This is a genomic window from Kitasatospora sp. NPDC048540, assembly GCF_040651175.1.
Classification (GTDB): domain Bacteria; phylum Actinomycetota; class Actinomycetes; order Streptomycetales; family Streptomycetaceae; genus Kitasatospora.
Genome location: NZ_JBEZIR010000019.1, coordinates 58680 through 76189, shown reverse-complemented (window position 1 = coordinate 76189; position 17510 = coordinate 58680). Strand labels below are relative to the sequence as shown.

Annotated in this window: 11 protein-coding genes and 1 pseudogene; 11 read left to right on the top strand and 1 reads right to left on the bottom strand. The window is 74.3% G+C overall.

The genetic code is table 11. The annotated features are described in order from the left end of the window. Nucleotides 1-44 precede the first annotated feature (44 nt). From AB0D08_RS10845 to AB0D08_RS10825, 5 genes are all read left to right on the top strand, one after another. Nucleotides 45-1418: a nitrate/nitrite transporter gene (locus AB0D08_RS10845; RefSeq protein WP_033823867.1), complete on the top strand. Its 1374-nt coding sequence runs from the start codon at nucleotides 45-47 to the stop codon at nucleotides 1416-1418. Nucleotides 1419-1574: 156 nt separating this feature from the next. Beyond that, the gene (locus AB0D08_RS10840; protein WP_359887717.1) at nucleotides 1575-2741 is read left to right on the top strand and encodes a uroporphyrinogen-III synthase; all 1167 of its coding nucleotides are present in this window, start codon (nucleotides 1575-1577) and stop codon (nucleotides 2739-2741) included. A gap of 275 nt (nucleotides 2742-3016) precedes the next feature. Continuing rightward, nucleotides 3017-5332: a UvrD-helicase domain-containing protein gene (locus AB0D08_RS10835; protein WP_359887714.1), complete on the top strand. Its 2316-nt coding sequence runs from the start codon at nucleotides 3017-3019 to the stop codon at nucleotides 5330-5332. Between the two features lie 380 nt (nucleotides 5333-5712). Further along, complete coding sequence (locus AB0D08_RS10830; RefSeq protein WP_033823864.1) at nucleotides 5713-7188, top strand: NAD-dependent malic enzyme; 1476 nt, start codon at nucleotides 5713-5715, stop codon at nucleotides 7186-7188. A 478-nt stretch (nucleotides 7189-7666) separates the two neighbouring features. Beyond that, on the top strand, nucleotides 7667-7948 hold the full coding sequence (locus AB0D08_RS10825; RefSeq protein WP_033823863.1) for an HU family DNA-binding protein: 282 nt from the start codon (nucleotides 7667-7669) through the stop codon (nucleotides 7946-7948). An 81-nt stretch (nucleotides 7949-8029) separates the two neighbouring features. Here the strand turns inward: AB0D08_RS10825 and murA are convergent, their stop codons facing one another. After that, nucleotides 8030-9373, bottom strand: a complete 1344-nt coding sequence (gene murA / locus AB0D08_RS10820; protein ID WP_033823862.1) for a UDP-N-acetylglucosamine 1-carboxyvinyltransferase — start codon at nucleotides 9371-9373, stop codon at nucleotides 8030-8032. A gap of 259 nt (nucleotides 9374-9632) precedes the next feature. Here murA and AB0D08_RS10815 point away from each other — a divergent pair, with 259 nt between their 5' ends. The 6 genes and pseudogenes from AB0D08_RS10815 (at nucleotide 9633) to AB0D08_RS10790 (ending at nucleotide 17285) form a co-directional block, all read left to right on the top strand. After that, the gene (locus AB0D08_RS10815; protein ID WP_033823861.1) at nucleotides 9633-10211 is read left to right on the top strand and encodes a YqgE/AlgH family protein; all 579 of its coding nucleotides are present in this window, start codon (nucleotides 9633-9635) and stop codon (nucleotides 10209-10211) included. A 75-nt stretch (nucleotides 10212-10286) separates the two neighbouring features. After that, nucleotides 10287-10565 carry a DUF3039 domain-containing protein gene (locus AB0D08_RS10810; protein ID WP_033823860.1) on the top strand — a complete coding sequence of 93 codons (279 nt, stop codon included), beginning with the start codon at nucleotides 10287-10289 and terminating at the stop codon, nucleotides 10563-10565. Between the two features lie 83 nt (nucleotides 10566-10648). Continuing rightward, nucleotides 10649-12295 (top strand): beta-N-acetylhexosaminidase, encoded by a 1647-nt coding sequence (locus AB0D08_RS10805; RefSeq protein ID WP_359887710.1) that lies wholly within the window; start codon nucleotides 10649-10651, stop codon nucleotides 12293-12295. A 348-nt stretch (nucleotides 12296-12643) separates the two neighbouring features. Next, nucleotides 12644-13510, top strand: coding sequence for an FAD binding domain-containing protein (locus AB0D08_RS10800; protein ID WP_051813871.1), 867 nt, complete (start codon nucleotides 12644-12646; stop codon nucleotides 13508-13510). 68 nt (nucleotides 13511-13578) lie between these two features. Then, nucleotides 13579-14040 (top strand): annotated as a pseudogene (locus tag AB0D08_RS10795) ((2Fe-2S)-binding protein); the annotation flags it as partial. A gap of 908 nt (nucleotides 14041-14948) precedes the next feature. Continuing rightward, nucleotides 14949-17285, top strand: a complete 2337-nt coding sequence (locus AB0D08_RS10790; RefSeq protein ID WP_033821685.1) for a xanthine dehydrogenase family protein molybdopterin-binding subunit — start codon at nucleotides 14949-14951, stop codon at nucleotides 17283-17285. The last annotated feature ends 225 nt before the right edge of the window (nucleotides 17286-17510 follow it).

Here is a 17510-nt window from a genome sequence, read left to right as displayed (position 1 = left end):
CCGTCGGGACCACAGAGCCACCCGGCAGGCGGAGGAGTCACCCGATGAGTGCGGACACGGCACGGCAGCACAGAACCGGCGGCCGCTGGATCCAGCGGTGGGAACCGGAGTCCACGGAATTCTGGGAGGAATCCGGCAGGCGGATCGCCAACCGCAACCTGATCCTCTCCATCCTCTCCGAGCACATCGGCTTCTCGATCTGGAGCCTGTGGTCGGTGATGGTGCTCTTCATGGGCAAGGGCTACCACATCGACCCGGCCGGGAAGTTCTTCCTGGTCGCGATGCCGACCCTGGTCGGCGCATTCGTCCGGATCCCCTACACCGTCGCAGTCGCGCGTTTCGGCGGCCGGAACTGGACGGTGGTCTCCGCCCTGCTCCTGCTCCTGCCGACGCTGGCCGCGGCGTACGTCATGCACCCGGGGACCTCCTACGCCACCTTCCTGCTGGTGGCAGCCCTGACCGGACTCGGCGGCGGCAACTTCGCCTCCTCCATGACCAACATCAACGCGTTCTTCCCGTTGCGCCGCAAGGGCTGGGCGCTCGGGCTGAACGCCGGCGGCGGGAACATCGGCGTACCGGTGATCCAGCTGGTCGCCCTCGCCGTCATCACCTGGGCCGGGGCCGGCCACCCCCGGCTGGTGCTCGGCATCTACCTGCCGCTGATCATCGTCGCGGCCACCTGCGCGGCGCTGGGCATGGACAACCTGGCCCCGATGCGCGGCGACAGCGGGGCACTGGCGGCGGTCGTCCGGGAGAAGCACACCTGGCTGATGTCGGTGCTCTACATCGGCACCTTCGGCTCGTTCATCGGCTTCTCCTTCGCCTTCGGGCTGGTCCTGCAGAACCAGTTCGGCCGCACCCCGCTGCAGGCCGCCCAGCTCACCTTCATCGGTCCGCTGCTCGGCTCGCTGATCCGCCCGCTCGGCGGCCGGCTCGCCGACCGCTGGGGCGGCGCCCGGATCACCTTCTGGAACTTCGCCGCGATGGCCGCCGCCACCGGCCTGGTCACCTACGCCTCCGCCGAACGCTCGCTGCCGGTCTTCCTGACCGGGTTCATCGCCCTGTTCGTCTTCGCGGGGATCGGCAACGGCTCCACCTACAAGATGATCCCGGGCATCTTCGAGGCCGAGGCCCGGAACCGGATCGCGGCCGGCGCGGACCCCGAGCTCGCCGCCGCCCGTTCGCGGCGGATGTCCGGCGCGGCGATCGGCGTGATCGGCGCCGTCGGGGCGCTCGGCGGCCTGCTGATCAACCTCGCGTTCCGGCAGTCCTTCCTGACCGTGGGGACCGGAACCCCGGCCTTCCTGTCCTTCCTGGCCGCGTACGCGGTCTGCGCCGCCCTCACCCGGACGGTCTACCTGCGCCGCCCCCGCGGAGCCACGGCCGCCGCCGGCGCCCCCGCCCTGGCCGGGGTCTGACCACCCGGCCGCACCCGGGCCGGGAACGATCGTGAAACACCACCGACACCCGGACGACCCGGGAGCGTGACGCCCGCCCGCGACGATGGCCGTCCACCCACCCCCACCCCGCGGCCCGCGACGGCCGCGGGGCGCACCACCGAAGGACCGCACGCCATGGCCGACCAGACCGACCGTCAGCCCGCCGATCCGGTGCCCCCGCTGGCGGGCTTCACCATCGGCATCACCGCGGCCCGCCGCGCCGACGAACTCGCCGCGCTGCTCCAGCGCCGCGGCGCCGCCGTCCTGCGCGGGCCCGCCCTGCGGATCGTCCCGCTCTCCGACGACACCGAACTGCTCGCCGCCACCCGCACCCTGGTCAACGATCCGCCCGACATCGCCGTCGCCACCACCGGCATCGGCTTCCGCGGCTGGATCGAGGCCGCGGAGGGCTGGGGCCTCGGCGACGACCTGACCGCCCGCCTCGGCAAGGCCGAGGTGCTCGCCCGCGGCCCCAAGGCCAAGGGCGCGATCCGGGCCGCCGGACTGCGCGAGCAGTGGTCACCGGAGTCCGAATCCTCCGCCGAGGTCCTCGCCCACCTGCTGGAGCAGGGTGTCGACGGGCGCCGGATCGCCGTCCAGCTGCACGGCGCACCGCTGCGCGGCTTCGTCGACTCGCTCACCGCGGCCGGCGCGGACGTGGTGGAGGTCCCGGTCTACCGCTGGCTGCCGCCGGTCGACCCGGCCCCGCTCGACCGGCTCCTGGACGCCTGCTGCGGCGGCGCCCTGGACGCCGTCACCTTCACCAGCGCCCCGGCCGTGCTGAGCCTGCTGGAGCGCGCCGCCGAACGCGGCCGGACCGGCGAACTGCTGCACGCCCTGCGGCGCGAGGTACTGCCGGTCTGCGTCGGGCCGGTCACCGCGGCCCCGCTGGACGAGGCCGACGTACCGGCGATCTGGCCCGAGCGGATGCGGCTCGGCGCGATGGTGCAGGCCCTCACCGCCGAGCTGCCCCGGCGCTCCCGCGGCCTGGCGGTGGCCGGTCGCCGGCTGGAGCTGCGGGGGCAGGCGGCGCTGGTCGACGGGGAGCTGCGGCCGGTGCCGCCCGCGGGGATGGCGCTGCTGCGGGTGCTGGCGCAGCGGCCGGGCTGGGTGGTGTCGCGGGCCGACCTGCTCAGGGCCCTGCCGGGCAGCGGGGAGGACGAGCACGCGGTGGAGAGCGCGATGGCCCGGCTGCGGACCGCCCTCGGCACGCCCGGCCTGATCACCACCGTCGTCAAGCGCGGCTACCGCCTCGCCCTGGACCCGGTCACCGACCCGGGGGAGAAGTACGGCGCCGCCTGACGCCTGCCGGCACCCCCCGGGAATGCGGGCGGCCACTCCTCCAGGGGCGCGGGCGGGTACTCCTCAGGGGCACGGGGAACTGCGCGAAGTCGGGAGAGTGCGGGCCGGTACCTTCCGAGCCCGCGCAGTTCCCCGCGCCCCCGGGGGTGGTGCCGCTGGGGGAGGTCACGGGTGCGGGCTGGGGGCAGGGGCGGGGGAGGGCGTAGGATCATCCGTCCGCCTTCTCGTGGAGGCGGTCTCCCTCACCACCCGCAGGACGTACCTCAGGGGGCTCCTTGGGCGCGCACGGCTCAGCCCAGCACCACAGCAGTACCACCACCCAGCAAGACACGGTCCGCGACCGTGAGATCGCGGAGGAGCAGCAGCACCTCGACACCGTCTACCACCGCCTGGAGGAGAAGCTCGCCGAGGCCGAGTACATCCTCGAGGACGCCGCCAAGCGCGTGCAGGTCGGCACCCCCGGCGCGCTCGCGGAGCGGGACGCCCAGGTCTACCGGGCCGGCGCGCACCTGCACCGGCTGAACAGCGAGTTCGAGGACTTCCTGTTCGGCCGGATCGACCTGCAGCAGGCGGACGCCCCGGAGGAGCACGGCATCCCGTCGCAGACCCCGATGGACCCGGCCGACCCGGCCGTCGCGGAGACCCTGCACATCGGGCGGCTCGGCGTGCTCGACGCCGAGTTCGGCCCGCTGGTCATCGACTGGCGGGCCCCGGCCGCGGCGCCGTTCTACCGGGCCACCCCGCTGGAGCCGGGCCGGGTGGTCCGCCGCCGGGTGATCCGCTCCAAGGGCCGCAAGGTGATCGGGGTCGAGGACGACCTGCTGCGCCCCGATCTCACCCCCACCCTGGACGGCCGCGAGCTGGCGGTGGTCGGCGACGGTGCGCTGATGGCCTCGCTCGGCCGCGCCCGCAGCCACTCGATGCGCGACATCGTCTCCTCGATCCAGAAGGAGCAGGACGAGGTCATCCGGGCCGCCGCGGCCGGTGCCACGCTGGTCACCGGCGGTCCGGGCACCGGGAAGACGGCCGTCGCGCTGCACCGGGCCGCGTTCCTGCTCTACCAGGACCGCCGCCGGTACGCCGGGGGCATCCTGGTGGTCAGCCCGACCGCGCTGCTGGTCTCGTACACCGAGGGCGTGCTGCCCTCGCTCGGCGAGGAGGGCCAGGTCGCGATCCGGGCGGTCGGCAGCCTGGTCGACGGGATCGAGGCCGAGCGGTACGACACGCCGGAGGCGGCCCGGGTCAAGGGCTCGTCGCGGATGGTGGAGCTGCTGCGCCGGGCGGCCCGGGCGGCGCTGGAGCTGAACGAGCCGGCCGAGCTGCGGGTGTTCGCCCGCGGCCAGGCGCTGCGGCTGGACGCCGGGCGGCTGCGGGCGGTCCGCGGCAACGTGCTGGGCAGCGGCGGCACGCCGCTGAACCTGCTGCGCCCGCGCGCCCGCCGGCTGCTGCTGGACGCGCTCTGGTCGGTCGCGGTGCGGCACCTGCCGAAGCCGGTCAGCCACGCCGAGCGGGAGCAGCGGCAGGAGGAGCGGGAGTCCTTCGACGAGTACGTGTCGGACGAGGCGCCGTTCCTGGCGTTCCTGGACGCCTGGTGGCCGGCGGTCACCCCGCGCCAGGTGCTGGCCACCATGCGGCAGTCCCGGCACGTGAACCGGATCGCCCGCCGGGCGGTCACCCCGGAGGAGGCCCGGCTGCTGGCGGGCTCCTGGCGGCACCTGGACGACCAGGGCCGCGGCCCGCTGTCGGCGCACGACGTGGCGCTGGTGGACGAGCTGCAGCTGCTGCTCGGCGAGCCGGCCCGGCCGAAGGTCCGGGAGGTGGACGCGGTGGACCTGCTGAGCGGTCTGGACGAGGTCACCACCTACGCCGACCGGATGTCCCGGCAGCGGGCCGCGGTCCCGGTGGAGCGCCGCGAGTACGCGCACATCATCGTGGACGAGGCCCAGGACCTCACTCCGATGCAGTGGCGGATGATCGGCCGCCGGGCCCGGATGGCGACCTGGACCATCGTCGGCGATCCGGCGCAGAGCTCCTGGCCGCACCCGCAGGAGGCGCAGGCCGCGCTCGACGAGATCCTGGCGGGCAAGCCGCGGCGCCGGCACACCCTGACGGTGAACTACCGCAACCCGGCGGAGATCGCCGAGGTGGCGGCCAAGGTGCTGGCGCTGGCCGCGCCCGGCACGCCGTCGCCGAGCGCGGTCCGCTCGACCGGGGTCGAGCCGCGGTTCGCGGCCGTCACCGACCGGGCGCCGGAGGCCTTCGCGGCCGCCGCGCGGGCCGAGCTGGTGCGGCTGCTGGACGAGGTGGACGGCACGGTGGCGGTGGTGGTCCCGATGGACCGCCGGGCCGAGGCGGCGGGCTGGGCCGAGGGCCTGGGCGGCCGGGTGGTGGCGCTGGGCAGCCTGGAGGCCAAGGGCCTCGAGTACGACGCCACGGTGGTCGCCGACCCGACCGGTATCGCGGGCGAGTCGGAGGCGGGCCTGCGGGTGCTGTACGTGGCGCTGACCCGGGCCACCCAGCGGCTGACGGTGCTCTCCGGCCCGGACGACCTGCCGGACGCGGCCGGGGTGCCCGCCCTGCTGCACGGCTGAGCGGTCCCGGAGACGGCGAAGGCCCCCACCGGCAGGTGGGGGCCTTCGCCACGAGTAATGACACCGACCCGCCATGCTCGCCTCGCGGCAAGTGGTCGCTCGTAGCGACGAAGGTTGGGCCCGGGGGCTTGGATCGAGCCGGTGTCCCGTCCAATGTAACGCATCGGCCCGGGGATCCAAGGTGGCCGCGGCAGTTTTTCGGACGGGTGCCCAGGACGGCCGGGGCCCGTTTGTGGACTGTGCACAGTGGCGGAACCTTATTTCTGGGTACCCACTGGTAGGTGCGACGATCGAGGTCTAGCATGCGCAGGGCGCGCCATTCAACATTATGTTGAAGTCGCAGCCCCAGAGCCCCGATCACGGACGGAAGAAGGACGTCGATGGCGACGGTGCCCAGTGTCTCGAACTCGATCACGGTGCGGCTGGAGGTTCCGGCCACGGGCAACGCGGTGAGCTCGATCACCACCGCCGTCGAGTCCTCCGGCGGCTCGGTCACCGGTCTCGACGTCACCGCCTCCGGGCTGGAGGCGCTGCGGATCGACGTGACGGTGGCGGCCTTCTCGGTGGCGCACGGCGAGGAGATCGTCGAGAAGCTGCGCGCGATCGACGGCGTGACCATCGGCAAGGTCTCCGACCGGACCTTCCTGATGCACCTCGGCGGCAAGATCGAGATGTCCTCGAAGCTGCCGATCCGCAACCGTGACGACCTGAGCATGATCTACACCCCGGGCGTGGCGCGGGTCTGCATGGCCATCGCCGAGAACCCCGAGGACGCCCGCCGCCTGACCATCAAGCGCAACAGCGTCGCCGTGGTCACCGACGGCTCCGCCGTGCTGGGCCTGGGCAACATCGGCCCGAAGGCCGCGCTGCCGGTGATGGAGGGCAAGGCGGCGCTGTTCAAGCGGTTCGCCGGGATCGACGCCTGGCCGATCTGCCTGGACACCCAGGACGCCGACGAGATCGTGGCGATCGTCAAGGCCATCGCCCCGGGCTTCGCCGGCATCAACCTGGAGGACATCTCGGCGCCGCGCTGCTTCGAGATCGAGGCCCGGCTGCGCGAGGCGCTGGACATCCCGGTCTTCCACGACGACCAGCACGGCACCGCGATCGTGGTGCTGGCGGCGCTCACCAACGCGCTCAAGGTGGTCGGCAAGGAGATCTCCGACATCCGGGTGGTGATGTCGGGCGCGGGCGCGGCCGGCACCGCGATCCTCAAGCTGCTGCTGGCCGCGGGCGTGGAGCACGCCACCGTGGCGGACGTCCGCGGCGTGGTCCACCAGGGCCGTGACGACCTCAACGACAGCCTGCGGTGGATCGCCGAGCACACCAACCGCTCGGGCCGCACCGGCAGCCTCAAGGAGGCCGTGGCGGGCGCCGACGTCTTCATCGGCGTCTCGGCCCCGAACGTGCTGGACGGCGACGACCTGGCCACCATGGCCGAGAATGCGATCGTCTTCGCGCTCGCCAACCCGGACCCCGAGGTCGACCCGGCCGTCGCCCGGCAGACCGCCGCGGTGGTCGCCACCGGCCGCAGCGACTTCCCGAACCAGATCAACAACGTGCTGGTCTTCCCGGGCGTCTTCCGCGGCCTGCTGGACGCCCAGAGCCACACCGTGAACACCGAGATGATGCTGGCCGCCGCCCGGGCGCTGGCCACCACCGTCGCGGACGACCAGCTGAACCCGAACTACATCATCCCGAGCGTCTTCCACCCCGACGTCGCCAAGACCGTCGCGGCGGCCGTCCGGGACGCCGCGCTGGCCGCCCGGGGCGGCGAGGAGCCGGCCCCGTCGAGGCCCACCGCCGGCATCGTGGGCACCCTCGACACGGCCGCTTTCCCGGCGGTCCGGCTCTGACCGGGAGGCCGCCGGCGATCGGTCAAATGTCCGATTGGCGCACCTGACCGTCCCCGCGCGCCCCGAGCCCTTGCGACACAAGGGCAGGGGCGTGTTTGGGCTTGTCGGTGCCAGGGCGTACGGTAGCCCTGCATGGGGCGGCGTGTCCGACAAGTACGGAACGTCCCCTCAGGCATCTCGGCGAGTCGTCCCGACCGCCGCCCGCACCGGGTCACCCGGAGCCGACGGAGCGTCACAACTCCGTGGGGCGGGCGCTGTTCGGGTCAACCCCGCCAATGCCCGATTGGCTTTCTCAGTGCCGGTCGGGGCAGGATTCGTTCCCAGGCGGGCAGTTTGCGGCGCTTTGGGGTGCGAGCCCGGCCCCTGACCACCTATCGCCTGAATGAGCACAGTGTGCGGAGCGACGGCCCCCCGGGTGCCCCTGGCGGGCATCGGCGGGCCCTTGCCCGCAGCAGAGCAACAGACCACAGGAGTACACATGAACCGCAGTGAGCTGGTGGCCGCGCTGGCCGAGCGCGCCGAGGTGACCCGCAAGGACGCCGACGCCGTGCTGGCCGCCTTCGCCGAGATCACCGGCGAGGTCGTCGCCAAGGGCGACGAGAAGGTCACCATCCCCGGTTTCCTGACCTTCGAGCGCACCCTCCGCGCCGCCCGCACCGCCCGCAACCCGCAGACCGGCGACCCGATCCAGATCCCGGCCGGTTACAGCGTCAAGGTCAGCGCCGGCTCGAAGCTCAAGGAAGCCGCCAAGGGCAAGTGACGCGGGGCTCCTCGGAGCCACGCCGAACGCACTGTGGCCGGTCCCCCGCGGGGGACCGGCCACAGTGCGTGGTGCGGGCCGTCAGGCGGTCGCGACCAGCTCCTCGCTGGGCAGCTCGACGTGCGCCCCGAGGTCGCGCAGCTTGGACATGAAGTTCTCGTAGCCGCGGTTGATCAGGTCGATGCCGTGCACGGTCGAGGTGCCCTCGGCCGCCAGCGCCGCGATCAGGTACGAGAAGCCGCCGCGCAGGTCCGGGATGACCAGCTCGCCGCCGAGCAGCTTGGACGGGCCGGAGACGACCGCCGAGTGCTTGAAGTTGCGGGCGCCGAAGCGGCACGGGGTGCCGCCCAGGCACTCGCGGTACAGCTGGATGTGGGCGCCCATCTGGTTCAGCGCGCCGGTGAAGCCGAGCCGCGACTCGTACACCGTCTCGTGCACGATGGACAGGCCGTTGGCCTGGGTGAGCGCGACCACCAGCGGCTGCTGCCAGTCGGTCTGGAAGCCGGGGTGCACGTCGGTCTCCAGGGCGATCGCCTTGAGCTCGCCGCCCGGGTGCCAGAACCGGATGCCTTCGTCGTCCACCTCGAAGGCGCCGCCGACCTTCCGGAAGGTGTTCAGGAAGGTCATCATCTCCAGCTGGCGGGCGCCGCGGACGTAGATGTCGCCCTTGGTGGCCAGCGCCGCGCAGGCCCAGGAGGCCGCCTCGAGGCGGTCCGGCAGGGCGCGGTGGTTGTAGCCGCCGAGCTCGTCCACACCGGTGATCAGGATGGTGCGGTCGGTGCCCATCGAGATGATCGCGCCCATCTTCTGCAGCACGCAGATCAGGTCGACGATCTCCGGCTCGATGGCCGCGTTGCGCAGCTCGGTGACGCCCTCGGCGAGGACGGCGGTGAGCAGCACCTGCTCGGTCGCGCCGACCGAGGGGAACGGCAGCTCGATCTTGGTGCCGCGCAGCCGCTGCGGGGCGACCAGGTAGGTGCCCTGCGGGTGCTTCTCGATCTGCGCGCCGAACTGGCGCAGCACCTCGAAGTGGAAGTCGACCGGCCGGCCGCCGATGTCGCAGCCGCCCAGGCCCGGGATGAACGCGTGGCCGAGCCGGTGCAGCAGCGGGCCGCAGAACAGGATCGGGATGCGCGAGGAGCCGGCGTGCGCGTCGATGTCGGCGACGTTGGCGCTCTCCACGTGCGAGGGGTCGAGGATCAGCTCGCCGTCCTCGTCGCCGGTCCGCACGGTCACCCCGTGCAGCTGGAGCAGGCCGCGCACCACCTTGACATCACGGATGTCGGGGACGTTGCGCAGCCTGCTGGGGCCCTGGCCGAGCAGCGCGGCGACCATGGCCTTGGGGACCAGGTTCTTCGCACCACGGATCTGGATCTCGCCTTCGAGCGGATTACCGCCGTGGACCAGCAGGACGTCGTCGATCATCGTTCTCGCAATCCGGGTGCCGGGGGGAGGACAGGGCGGAGGCGGCGGGCTTCTGGGACCGCTGTGGGACGGGTTCCACCCGCGAAATGCGCACCACCAAACGTAGATGGTAGTAGGCGGGCGATTGGTTCCCGTGTGTCCCTTTGGTGATCATGCTCCCGGGCGGCCTCCGGCGGGCTGCCGACTGGGCCGAACGGGTGGGGAAGCGGTTCGCGGAGGTTCCGTGTTGGACGCCCTTCCCCGGCCCGGCTGCGGAATCATGTCTGGCATGACACCGGCCCCCACGCACACCGGCCGACTGCTCGTCGCGACCCCGGTCCTCACCGACCCCAACTTCGCCCGTACCGTGGTGCTTCTCCTCGACCACGACCCGCAGGGCGCGCTCGGCGTGGTGCTGAACCGGCCGACCCCGGTGGAGGTCGCCGCGGTCCTGGACGCCTGGGCGGAGCTGACCGGACAGCCGTCGGTGATCTTCCAGGGCGGGCCGGTCGCGCTCGACTCGGCGCTCGCCATCGCGGTCGTCCCGGGTGAGGAGGGTCACGCCGAACCGCTCGGCTGGCGCCGGGTGCACGGCGCCATCGGGCTGGTCGATCTGGAGGCCCCGCCGGAGGTGCTGGCGGGCGAACTCGGGGCGCTGCGGGTGTTCGCCGGCTACGCGGGCTGGTCGCCCGGCCAGCTGGAGGCGGAGATCGCGGACGGCGCCTGGTACCTCGCCGACTGCGAGCCCGGCGACGTCTCCTGCCCCGACCCGGACCGGCTCTGGCGCTCGGTGCTGCGCCGCCAGCGCGGCCCGCTGGCGATGCTCGCCACGTACCCGGACAACCCGACGCTGAACTAGGCCGCGAGCCCGCTCCCGGGGCCCGCCGGGGCGGTACTGGCCCGGTTCCCGGCGGCCGCCATAGAATTGGCACCCATGAGCACTCTTGAGCCCGAGCGCGGCCTCGGCACCGGCACCCTGGTCGAGCCCGTCCCCCAGGTGTCGCACGGCGACGGCGACCACGAGCGCTTCGCGCACTACGTCCAGAAGGACAAGATCATGGAGAGCGCGCTCTCCGGCAGCCCCGTGGTGGCGCTCTGCGGCAAGGTCTGGGTCCCGGGCCGCGACCCGAAGAAGTACCCGGTCTGCCCGATGTGCAAGGAGATCTTCGAGGGACTCGGCACCCCCAAGGGCGGCGACGACAACCAGGGCTGAGCCCGGCCGGCTGCCGGGCCCGGGCCGACCGGCCCGGACATTGGTCTATGCCACTCGGGTGGTGGCGGGGCAGGATGAGCCGCATGGATCTCATCCCCGCCCCGAACCACGTCGACGAGTGGGAGCCCCACGAGTGGACGTTCCAGCTCCGGCCGACCACCCGGATCGGCGCCGACCAGGGCGCCCAGGGCGTGGCCCGCTGGCTGCGTTCCGAGCTCTCCGCCGCGACCGGCTTCACCCTCGACGCCTGCACGCCGGAGCAGGCGAACCGGTCCGCGGACTCGGTCACCCTGGTCCTCGACGAGCGGCTGCGCGCCGAGCGCGGCCGTGAGGCCTACCGGATCACCGTCGACGTGTACGGCGCCCGGCTCGCCGGAGGCGGGCGGCCCGGCCTGTTCTACGCCGCGCAGACCTTCCGCCAGCTGCTCGGCCCGGCCGCGTTCCGCCGGGCGCCGATCACCGGCGAGCCGTGGCGGGTCCCGAGCGTCTCGATCGAGGACGCGCCCCGGTTCGGCTGGCGCGGGGTCCTGCTGGACGTCTCCCGGCACTTCCTGCCCAAGTCGGACGTGCTGCGCTTCCTCGACCTGATGGCCGCCCACAAGCTCAACGTCCTGCACCTGCACCTGACCGACGACCAGGGCTGGCGGATCGAGATCGAGCGCTACCCGCGGCTCACCGAGGTCGGCGCCTGGCGGGAGCGCTCGATGGTCGGCTTCCGGGCCGCCGACCGCCGCGACGACCGACCGCACGGCGGCTACTACACCAAGGACGACCTGCGCGAGATCGTCGCGTACGCGGCCAAGCGGCACATCACCGTCGTCCCCGAGATCGACCTGCCGGGCCACTCGCAGGCCGCCATCGCCGCCTACCCGGAACTCGGCAACACCGACGTGGTGGACACCGCCGCGCTCGGGGTGTGGACGGACTGGGGGATCAACCCCAATGTGCTGAACGTCTCCGAGCGGACCCTTCGCTTCTTCGAGGGAGTCCTGGAGGAGGTGCTGGAGGTCTTCCCGTCCCGGTTCGTCCACCTCGGCGGCGACGAGTGCCCCAAGGAGCAGTGGCGGGCCAGCCCGGCCGCCCAGGCCCGGATCAAGGAGCTCGGGCTGGCCGACGAGGAGGAGCTGCAGAGCTGGTTCATCCGGCACTTCGACGGCTGGCTGGCCGAGCGCGGACGACGGCTGATCGGCTGGGACGAGATCCTGGAGGGCGGCCTCGCGCCCGGCGCCGCGGTGTCCTCCTGGCGCGGGTACGCGGGCGGGGTGGCGGCCGCCAGGGCCGGGCACGACGTGGTGATGTGCCCGGAGCAGTACGTCTACCTGGACCACCGGCAGGCGCCCGGCGAGGACGAGCCGATCCCGGTCGGGTACGTCCGCACCCTGGAGGACGTCTACCGCTTCGAACCGGTCCCGGCCGAGCTGGACAACGCGGCCGCCGCCCACATCCTGGGCACCCAGGCCAACCTGTGGACCGAGTTCATGGACGACGCCCGGGACGTCGACTACCGGGCCTTCCCGCGGCTGGCGGCCTTCGCCGAGGTGGCCTGGTCCGACCTGCCGCGGGACCCGGCGGCCCGCGACTTCGCCGGCTTCGAGCGCCGGATGGCCGCCCACTACCGGCGCCTGGACGCGCTCGGCGTCGAGTACCGCCGCCCCGAAGGCCCCCGCCCCTGGCAGCGCCGGCCCGGGGTGGTCGGCCGCCCGTCCGACGGCCCGCCGCCGGCCGTCTGAGCCCGGCCGCCCGTCCCCCGCGCGCGAGGGTGCGCGGGGGACGGCGGCGGGGAACCCCCGGGTGTCCGGTGACGTCAAGATCAGGTGAACAGTCGACCGGCTGTCGACGGTGAGTGACCGACAATTGCCCTGACTTGTCCGGGATTCCCGGCGGCCGCCCGAGACCCGGGAAATGATCACCGAACATTGTGTGCCAGAGTTGCCCAACCCGGCCCGATCGCCCGTACCCTACGGGCCAGGTCGCACCGCCCGAGGGCGTCCCCGGCCGACGGACGACCGAGGCCGCGGGAGGGCCGGGCAGTTGATGAGCAAGTGGAGCACGGTGGAATCCTGGTGAACCGGACGATCATGCTGCCGGCCTCGGTCGACGAGGCCGTCGAGGCGCTGGCCGCCACCCCGGGCGCGGTTCCGGTGGCGGGCGCCACCGACCTGATGGAGGCCGTCAACGCCGGCCGGCTCCGCCCCGCCGCCCTGATCGGCCTCGGCCGGATCACCGAACTGCGCGGCTGGCGCTACGAGGACGGCGGCACCGCCGTCCTCGGCGCCGGCCTCACCCACGCCCGGATGGACCGTCCCGACTTCGCCGCGCTGATCCCCGCGCTCGCCGACGCCGCCCGCACCGCCGGCCCCCCGCAGGTCCGCAACGTCGGCACCCTCGGCGGCAACCTCGCCACCGCCGCCGCCACCGGCGACACCCTCCCCGTCCTCGCCGCGCTCGAGGCCACCGCGACCCTCGCCCGCGCCGGGTCCACCCGCGAGGTGCCCGTCAGCCACCTGCTCACCGGCCTCGACCCGCTGCGCCCCGGCGAACTGCTCACCTGGGTCCGGGTGCCGCTGCTGCACGCCCCCCAGGTCTTCCTGAAGTCCACCGGCCGCAGCGGCCCGGCCCGCGCCACCGCCTCCGTCGCCCTCGTCCTCGACCCCGCCCGCCGAGCCGTGCGCTGCGCCGTCGGCGCCGTCGCCCCGGTGCCGCTGCGCCCGCTGGAGGCCGAGGCCTGGGTGGCCGGCTGCATCGACTGGGACGCCCGCGGCGAGGACGGCGCCACCACCATCGACCCCGCCGCACTGGCCGCCTTCGGCGAGTACGTCGCGGGGGCCTGCATCCCCGACGGCGCCCTCGAGGGCGCGGGCGAGGGGCCGAGCGCCACCGCCGTCCGGCTGCGGCGTACCGTGGCCGTACTGGCCCGCCGGGCACTGGGAAGGGCACTGAAGTGACGGACCACCCGACGATCGAGCAGCCGGCCGGGCAGCCTGCCGGGCTGGCCGGCGACGTACGCCCGTGCGCCTCCTACACGCTGCGCGTCAACGGCTTCGAACGGCCCGTCACCGAGGCCTGGATCGGCGAGAGCCTGCTGTACGTGCTGCGCGAGCGGCTCGGCCTGGCCGGCGCCAAGGGCGGCTGCGAGCAGGGCGAGTGCGGGGCCTGCTCGGTGCAGGTCGACGGCCAGCTGGTGGCCGGCTGCCTGGTGCCCGCCGCGCTGGCGGCCGACAGCGAGATCGCCACCGTCGAGGGGCTGGCGGAGTCCGGCGGCCCCAGCGACGTCCAGCGGGCGCTCGCCGAGTCCGGCGCCGTCCAGTGCGGCTACTGCACCCCGGGCCTCGCGATGGCCGTCCACGACCTGCTCCAGCGCAACCACCGGCCCAGCGACGTCGAGGCCCGCCAGGCGCTGTGCGGCAACCTCTGCCGCTGCACCGGCTACCGGGGCGTGCTGGCCGCCGTCCAGAGCGTCGCCGAGCAGCGCGAGGCCGAACTGGAGGCGGAGGCCGAGGCGGCCGAGGCCGCCGCGCAGGACGCCGCCGCCCAGGACCCCGGCGCGCCCGACACCTCCGCGCGGGACGCCGCCGGACGGCTCGACGACACCCTGCCCGGCGACACCCTGCCGGGTGTGGCGCCGCAGCGTTCCGGCCACCTCGACGACCGGCAGCCGCCCGCCCAGCCGGTCGCGCAGTCCGTCGCCGACCTCCCGCTGGCCGGCGAACTGCCGCTCTACGCCGACTCCGAGCTGTGGGTCGAGGCCGAGCAGTTCCAGCCCGACCAGCCCACCGCCGCGGGCACCGGCGTCTACAGCGCCGCCCACCCCGCCGACGGCCACCACGCCGCCCACCAGCCGCCCGGCTACGACCCGGCCGGGTACGGGACCGGGAACCACCCCGTCGTACCGCCGCAGCCCACCGGCCACGACACCGGCCACTTCCGGCTCCCCGGCTACCAGGGCGCCCCCGGCTACGAGGCCACCCCCGCGCACGGCATCGCGCACGACGGCCCCGGCCCCGACACCACCCCCGCCCACGGCACCCCGTACCTGCCCACACCCCCCCACGGCACCGGGCACCCCGGCTACCCGCAGGGCCACCAGCTGCCCGGCCACGCCCCCGCCCACCCGGCGGGCGGCTACGACCCGGCGGGCTACCCCGGCACCGGCTACGACGGCTCCGGCTACGACGCCCCGGTGTACGACGGTCCCGGGTACGCAGCCCCCGGATACGACGGACCCGGATACGACGGACCCGGATACGACGGACCCGGGTACGACGGCCCGGTCTACGAGACCCCCGGCCACGAGACCCCCGGCTACGACGGCAGCACCCCCGCCCACGGCATCCACCCCCAGCCAGCACCCGGGGTGGCCCCCATCCCTGAGGACCGCCACGCATGACCTCGCCCACCGACCTCGCGCCGGCCGCCGCCCCCGCCGCCGCACCCGAGGAGAACGGGCCCGCCGCCGAGCCCTTCGGCCTGGGCAGCTCCCCGCTGCGCACCGACGCCCTGCCCAAGGCGCTCGGCATCTACCCGTACGCCGCCGACCTCTGGGCCGAGGGGCTGCTCTGGGGCGCGGTCCTGCGCTCCCCGCACCCGCACGCCCGGATCGCCGCCGTCGACATCTCGGCCGCGCTCGCCGTCCCCGGCGTCCACACCGTGGTCACCGCCGCCGACCTGCCGCCCGGGCCCGACGGCACCGCCGACGGTGCCCCGCACGGCCCGATCGTCGCCGACCGCCCGATCCTGGCCGCCGGCGTGGTCCGCCACCACGGCGAACCCGTCGCCGCCGTCGCCGCCGACCACCCCGACACCGCGCGGCTGGCCGCCTCGCTGATCGTGGTCGAGTACGAGCCGCTGGAGGCCGTCACCGACCCCGAGGCCGCCTTCAACGCCCCGCCGCTGCACCCCGACGGCAACCTCTTCCGCCACCTGCCGCTGCGCACCGGCGACCCCGAGGCGGTCGGCGAGATCGTCGTCGAAGGGCTCTACCAGGTCGGCCGCCAGGACCCGGCCCCGATCGGCGCCGAGGCCGGCCTCGCCGTCCCCCGCCCCGACGGCGGCGTCGAACTCCACCTCTCCACCACCGACCCGCACGGCGACCGCGACCGCACCGCCGCCTGCCTCGGCCTGGAACCCGACCGGGTCCGGCTGGTCGTCACCGGTGTCCCCGGCGCCACCGCCGACCGCGAAGACCTCTCCTTTCAGGTCACCCTGGCCCTGCTCGCGCTGCGCACCGGCCGCCCGGTGAAGATGACCCTCACCCGCGAGGAGTCCTTCCACACCCACACCACCCGCCACCCCGCCCTGCTGCGCTACCGGCACCACGCCGACGCCGAGGGCCGCCTGGTCAAGGTCGAGGCGCAGATCCTGCTGGACGGCGGCGCCTACGCCGACGTCTCCGCCGAGGCGCTGGCCGCCGCCACCGCCTTCTCGGTCGGCCCGTACACCTGCCCCAACGTCTTCGTCGACGCCTGGGCGGTGCGCACCAACAACCCGCCGGCCGGCCGGATGCGCGGCGAGGGCGCCCTGCAGGCCTGCTTCGCGTACGAGTCCCAGCTCGACCAGCTGGCCGCCCGGGTCGGCATCGACCCGCTGGAGATCCGCCGCCGCAACGCGATGGCCACCGGCGACCCACTGCCCACCGGACAGCCCGTCACCTGCCCGGCCCCGGTCGAGGCCCTGCTCGACGCCATCGCCGGACAGCCGCTGCCCGCCCTCCCGGTCGACGACCCCGAGGCCGACTGGCTGCTGCCCGGCGGCCCCGGCGGCGCGGGCGACCCGGCCGCCGTCCGGCGCGGCATCGGCTACGCCGTCGGCATGGTGCACATGCTCGGCGCCGAGGGCGAGGACGAGGTCTCCACCGCCACCGTCCGGGTCAACGGCGACCACGCCACCGTGATCTGCGCCGCCGTCGACTCCGGCCAGGGCTTCGCCACCCTCGCCCGGCAGATCGTGCAGTCCGTGCTCGGCGTCAGCGAGGTCTACATCGCGCCGGTCGACAGCGACCAGTCCGGCGCCGGCCCGTCCGCCCGCGGCCGGCACACCTGGGTGTCCGGCGGCGCGGTCGAGCGGGCCGCCGTGATGGTCCGCCACCAGATGCTGCAGCCGATCGCCGCCAACTTCGGCATGTCCGTCGAACTGCTCACCATCGCCGACGGCAAGATCACCTCCTACGACGGGGTGCTCGGGATGCCGGTCGCCGAGGCGCTGGAGGGCCGCGAACTGTGGGCCACCGCCCAGTGCCGCCCGCACCCGACCGAGCCGCTGGACGAGGCCGGTCAGGGCGACGCCTTCGTCTCCATCGCGTTCTGCGCGATGCGGGCCGTGGTCGACGTCGACATCGAGCTCGGCGCGGTCCGGGTGGTCGAGATGACGGTCGCCCAGGACGTCGGCCGGGCGCTCAACCCGCGCCAGATCGAGGACCGGATCGAAGCCGGGGTCGCCCAGGGCGTCGGCCTCGCGCTGCTGGAGGACCTGCGCACCGAGGGCGGCCGGCTGGTCAACCCCTCGCTCACCGGCTACCGGCTCCCGACCGCCCTGGACACCCCGGAGATCCGGATCGCCGCCCTGCTGGAGGAGCGCGACGTGGTCGCCACCTTCGGCGCCAAGGCGGTCAGCGCCCCGCCCGCCGTGGTCGCCCCGGCCGCCGTGGCGGCGGCCGTCCGGGCCGCCACCGGCCTGCCGGTCGGCCGGCTGCCGATCCTGCCCGAGGACGCCATCGCCGGCTGACCGGCTCCGGGACGGCGCGCCGGACCGCTTCCCGGCTGGTGCCCCGGGCCCGGCCCGGCCGGTGCCCCCGGCGGGAGCGTCCCGGACCGGTGTCCCCGGTCGATGTCGCCGGTCGGTGTCCCCGGTCGGGGGAGTGGCCCGGAAACCGCGCGTCACCGCAGGTCGGGGCCGGTACCATCGCTGCTTCCAGCTGACAGGGACCGGCCGCGCGGCCGGTGAAGGGGG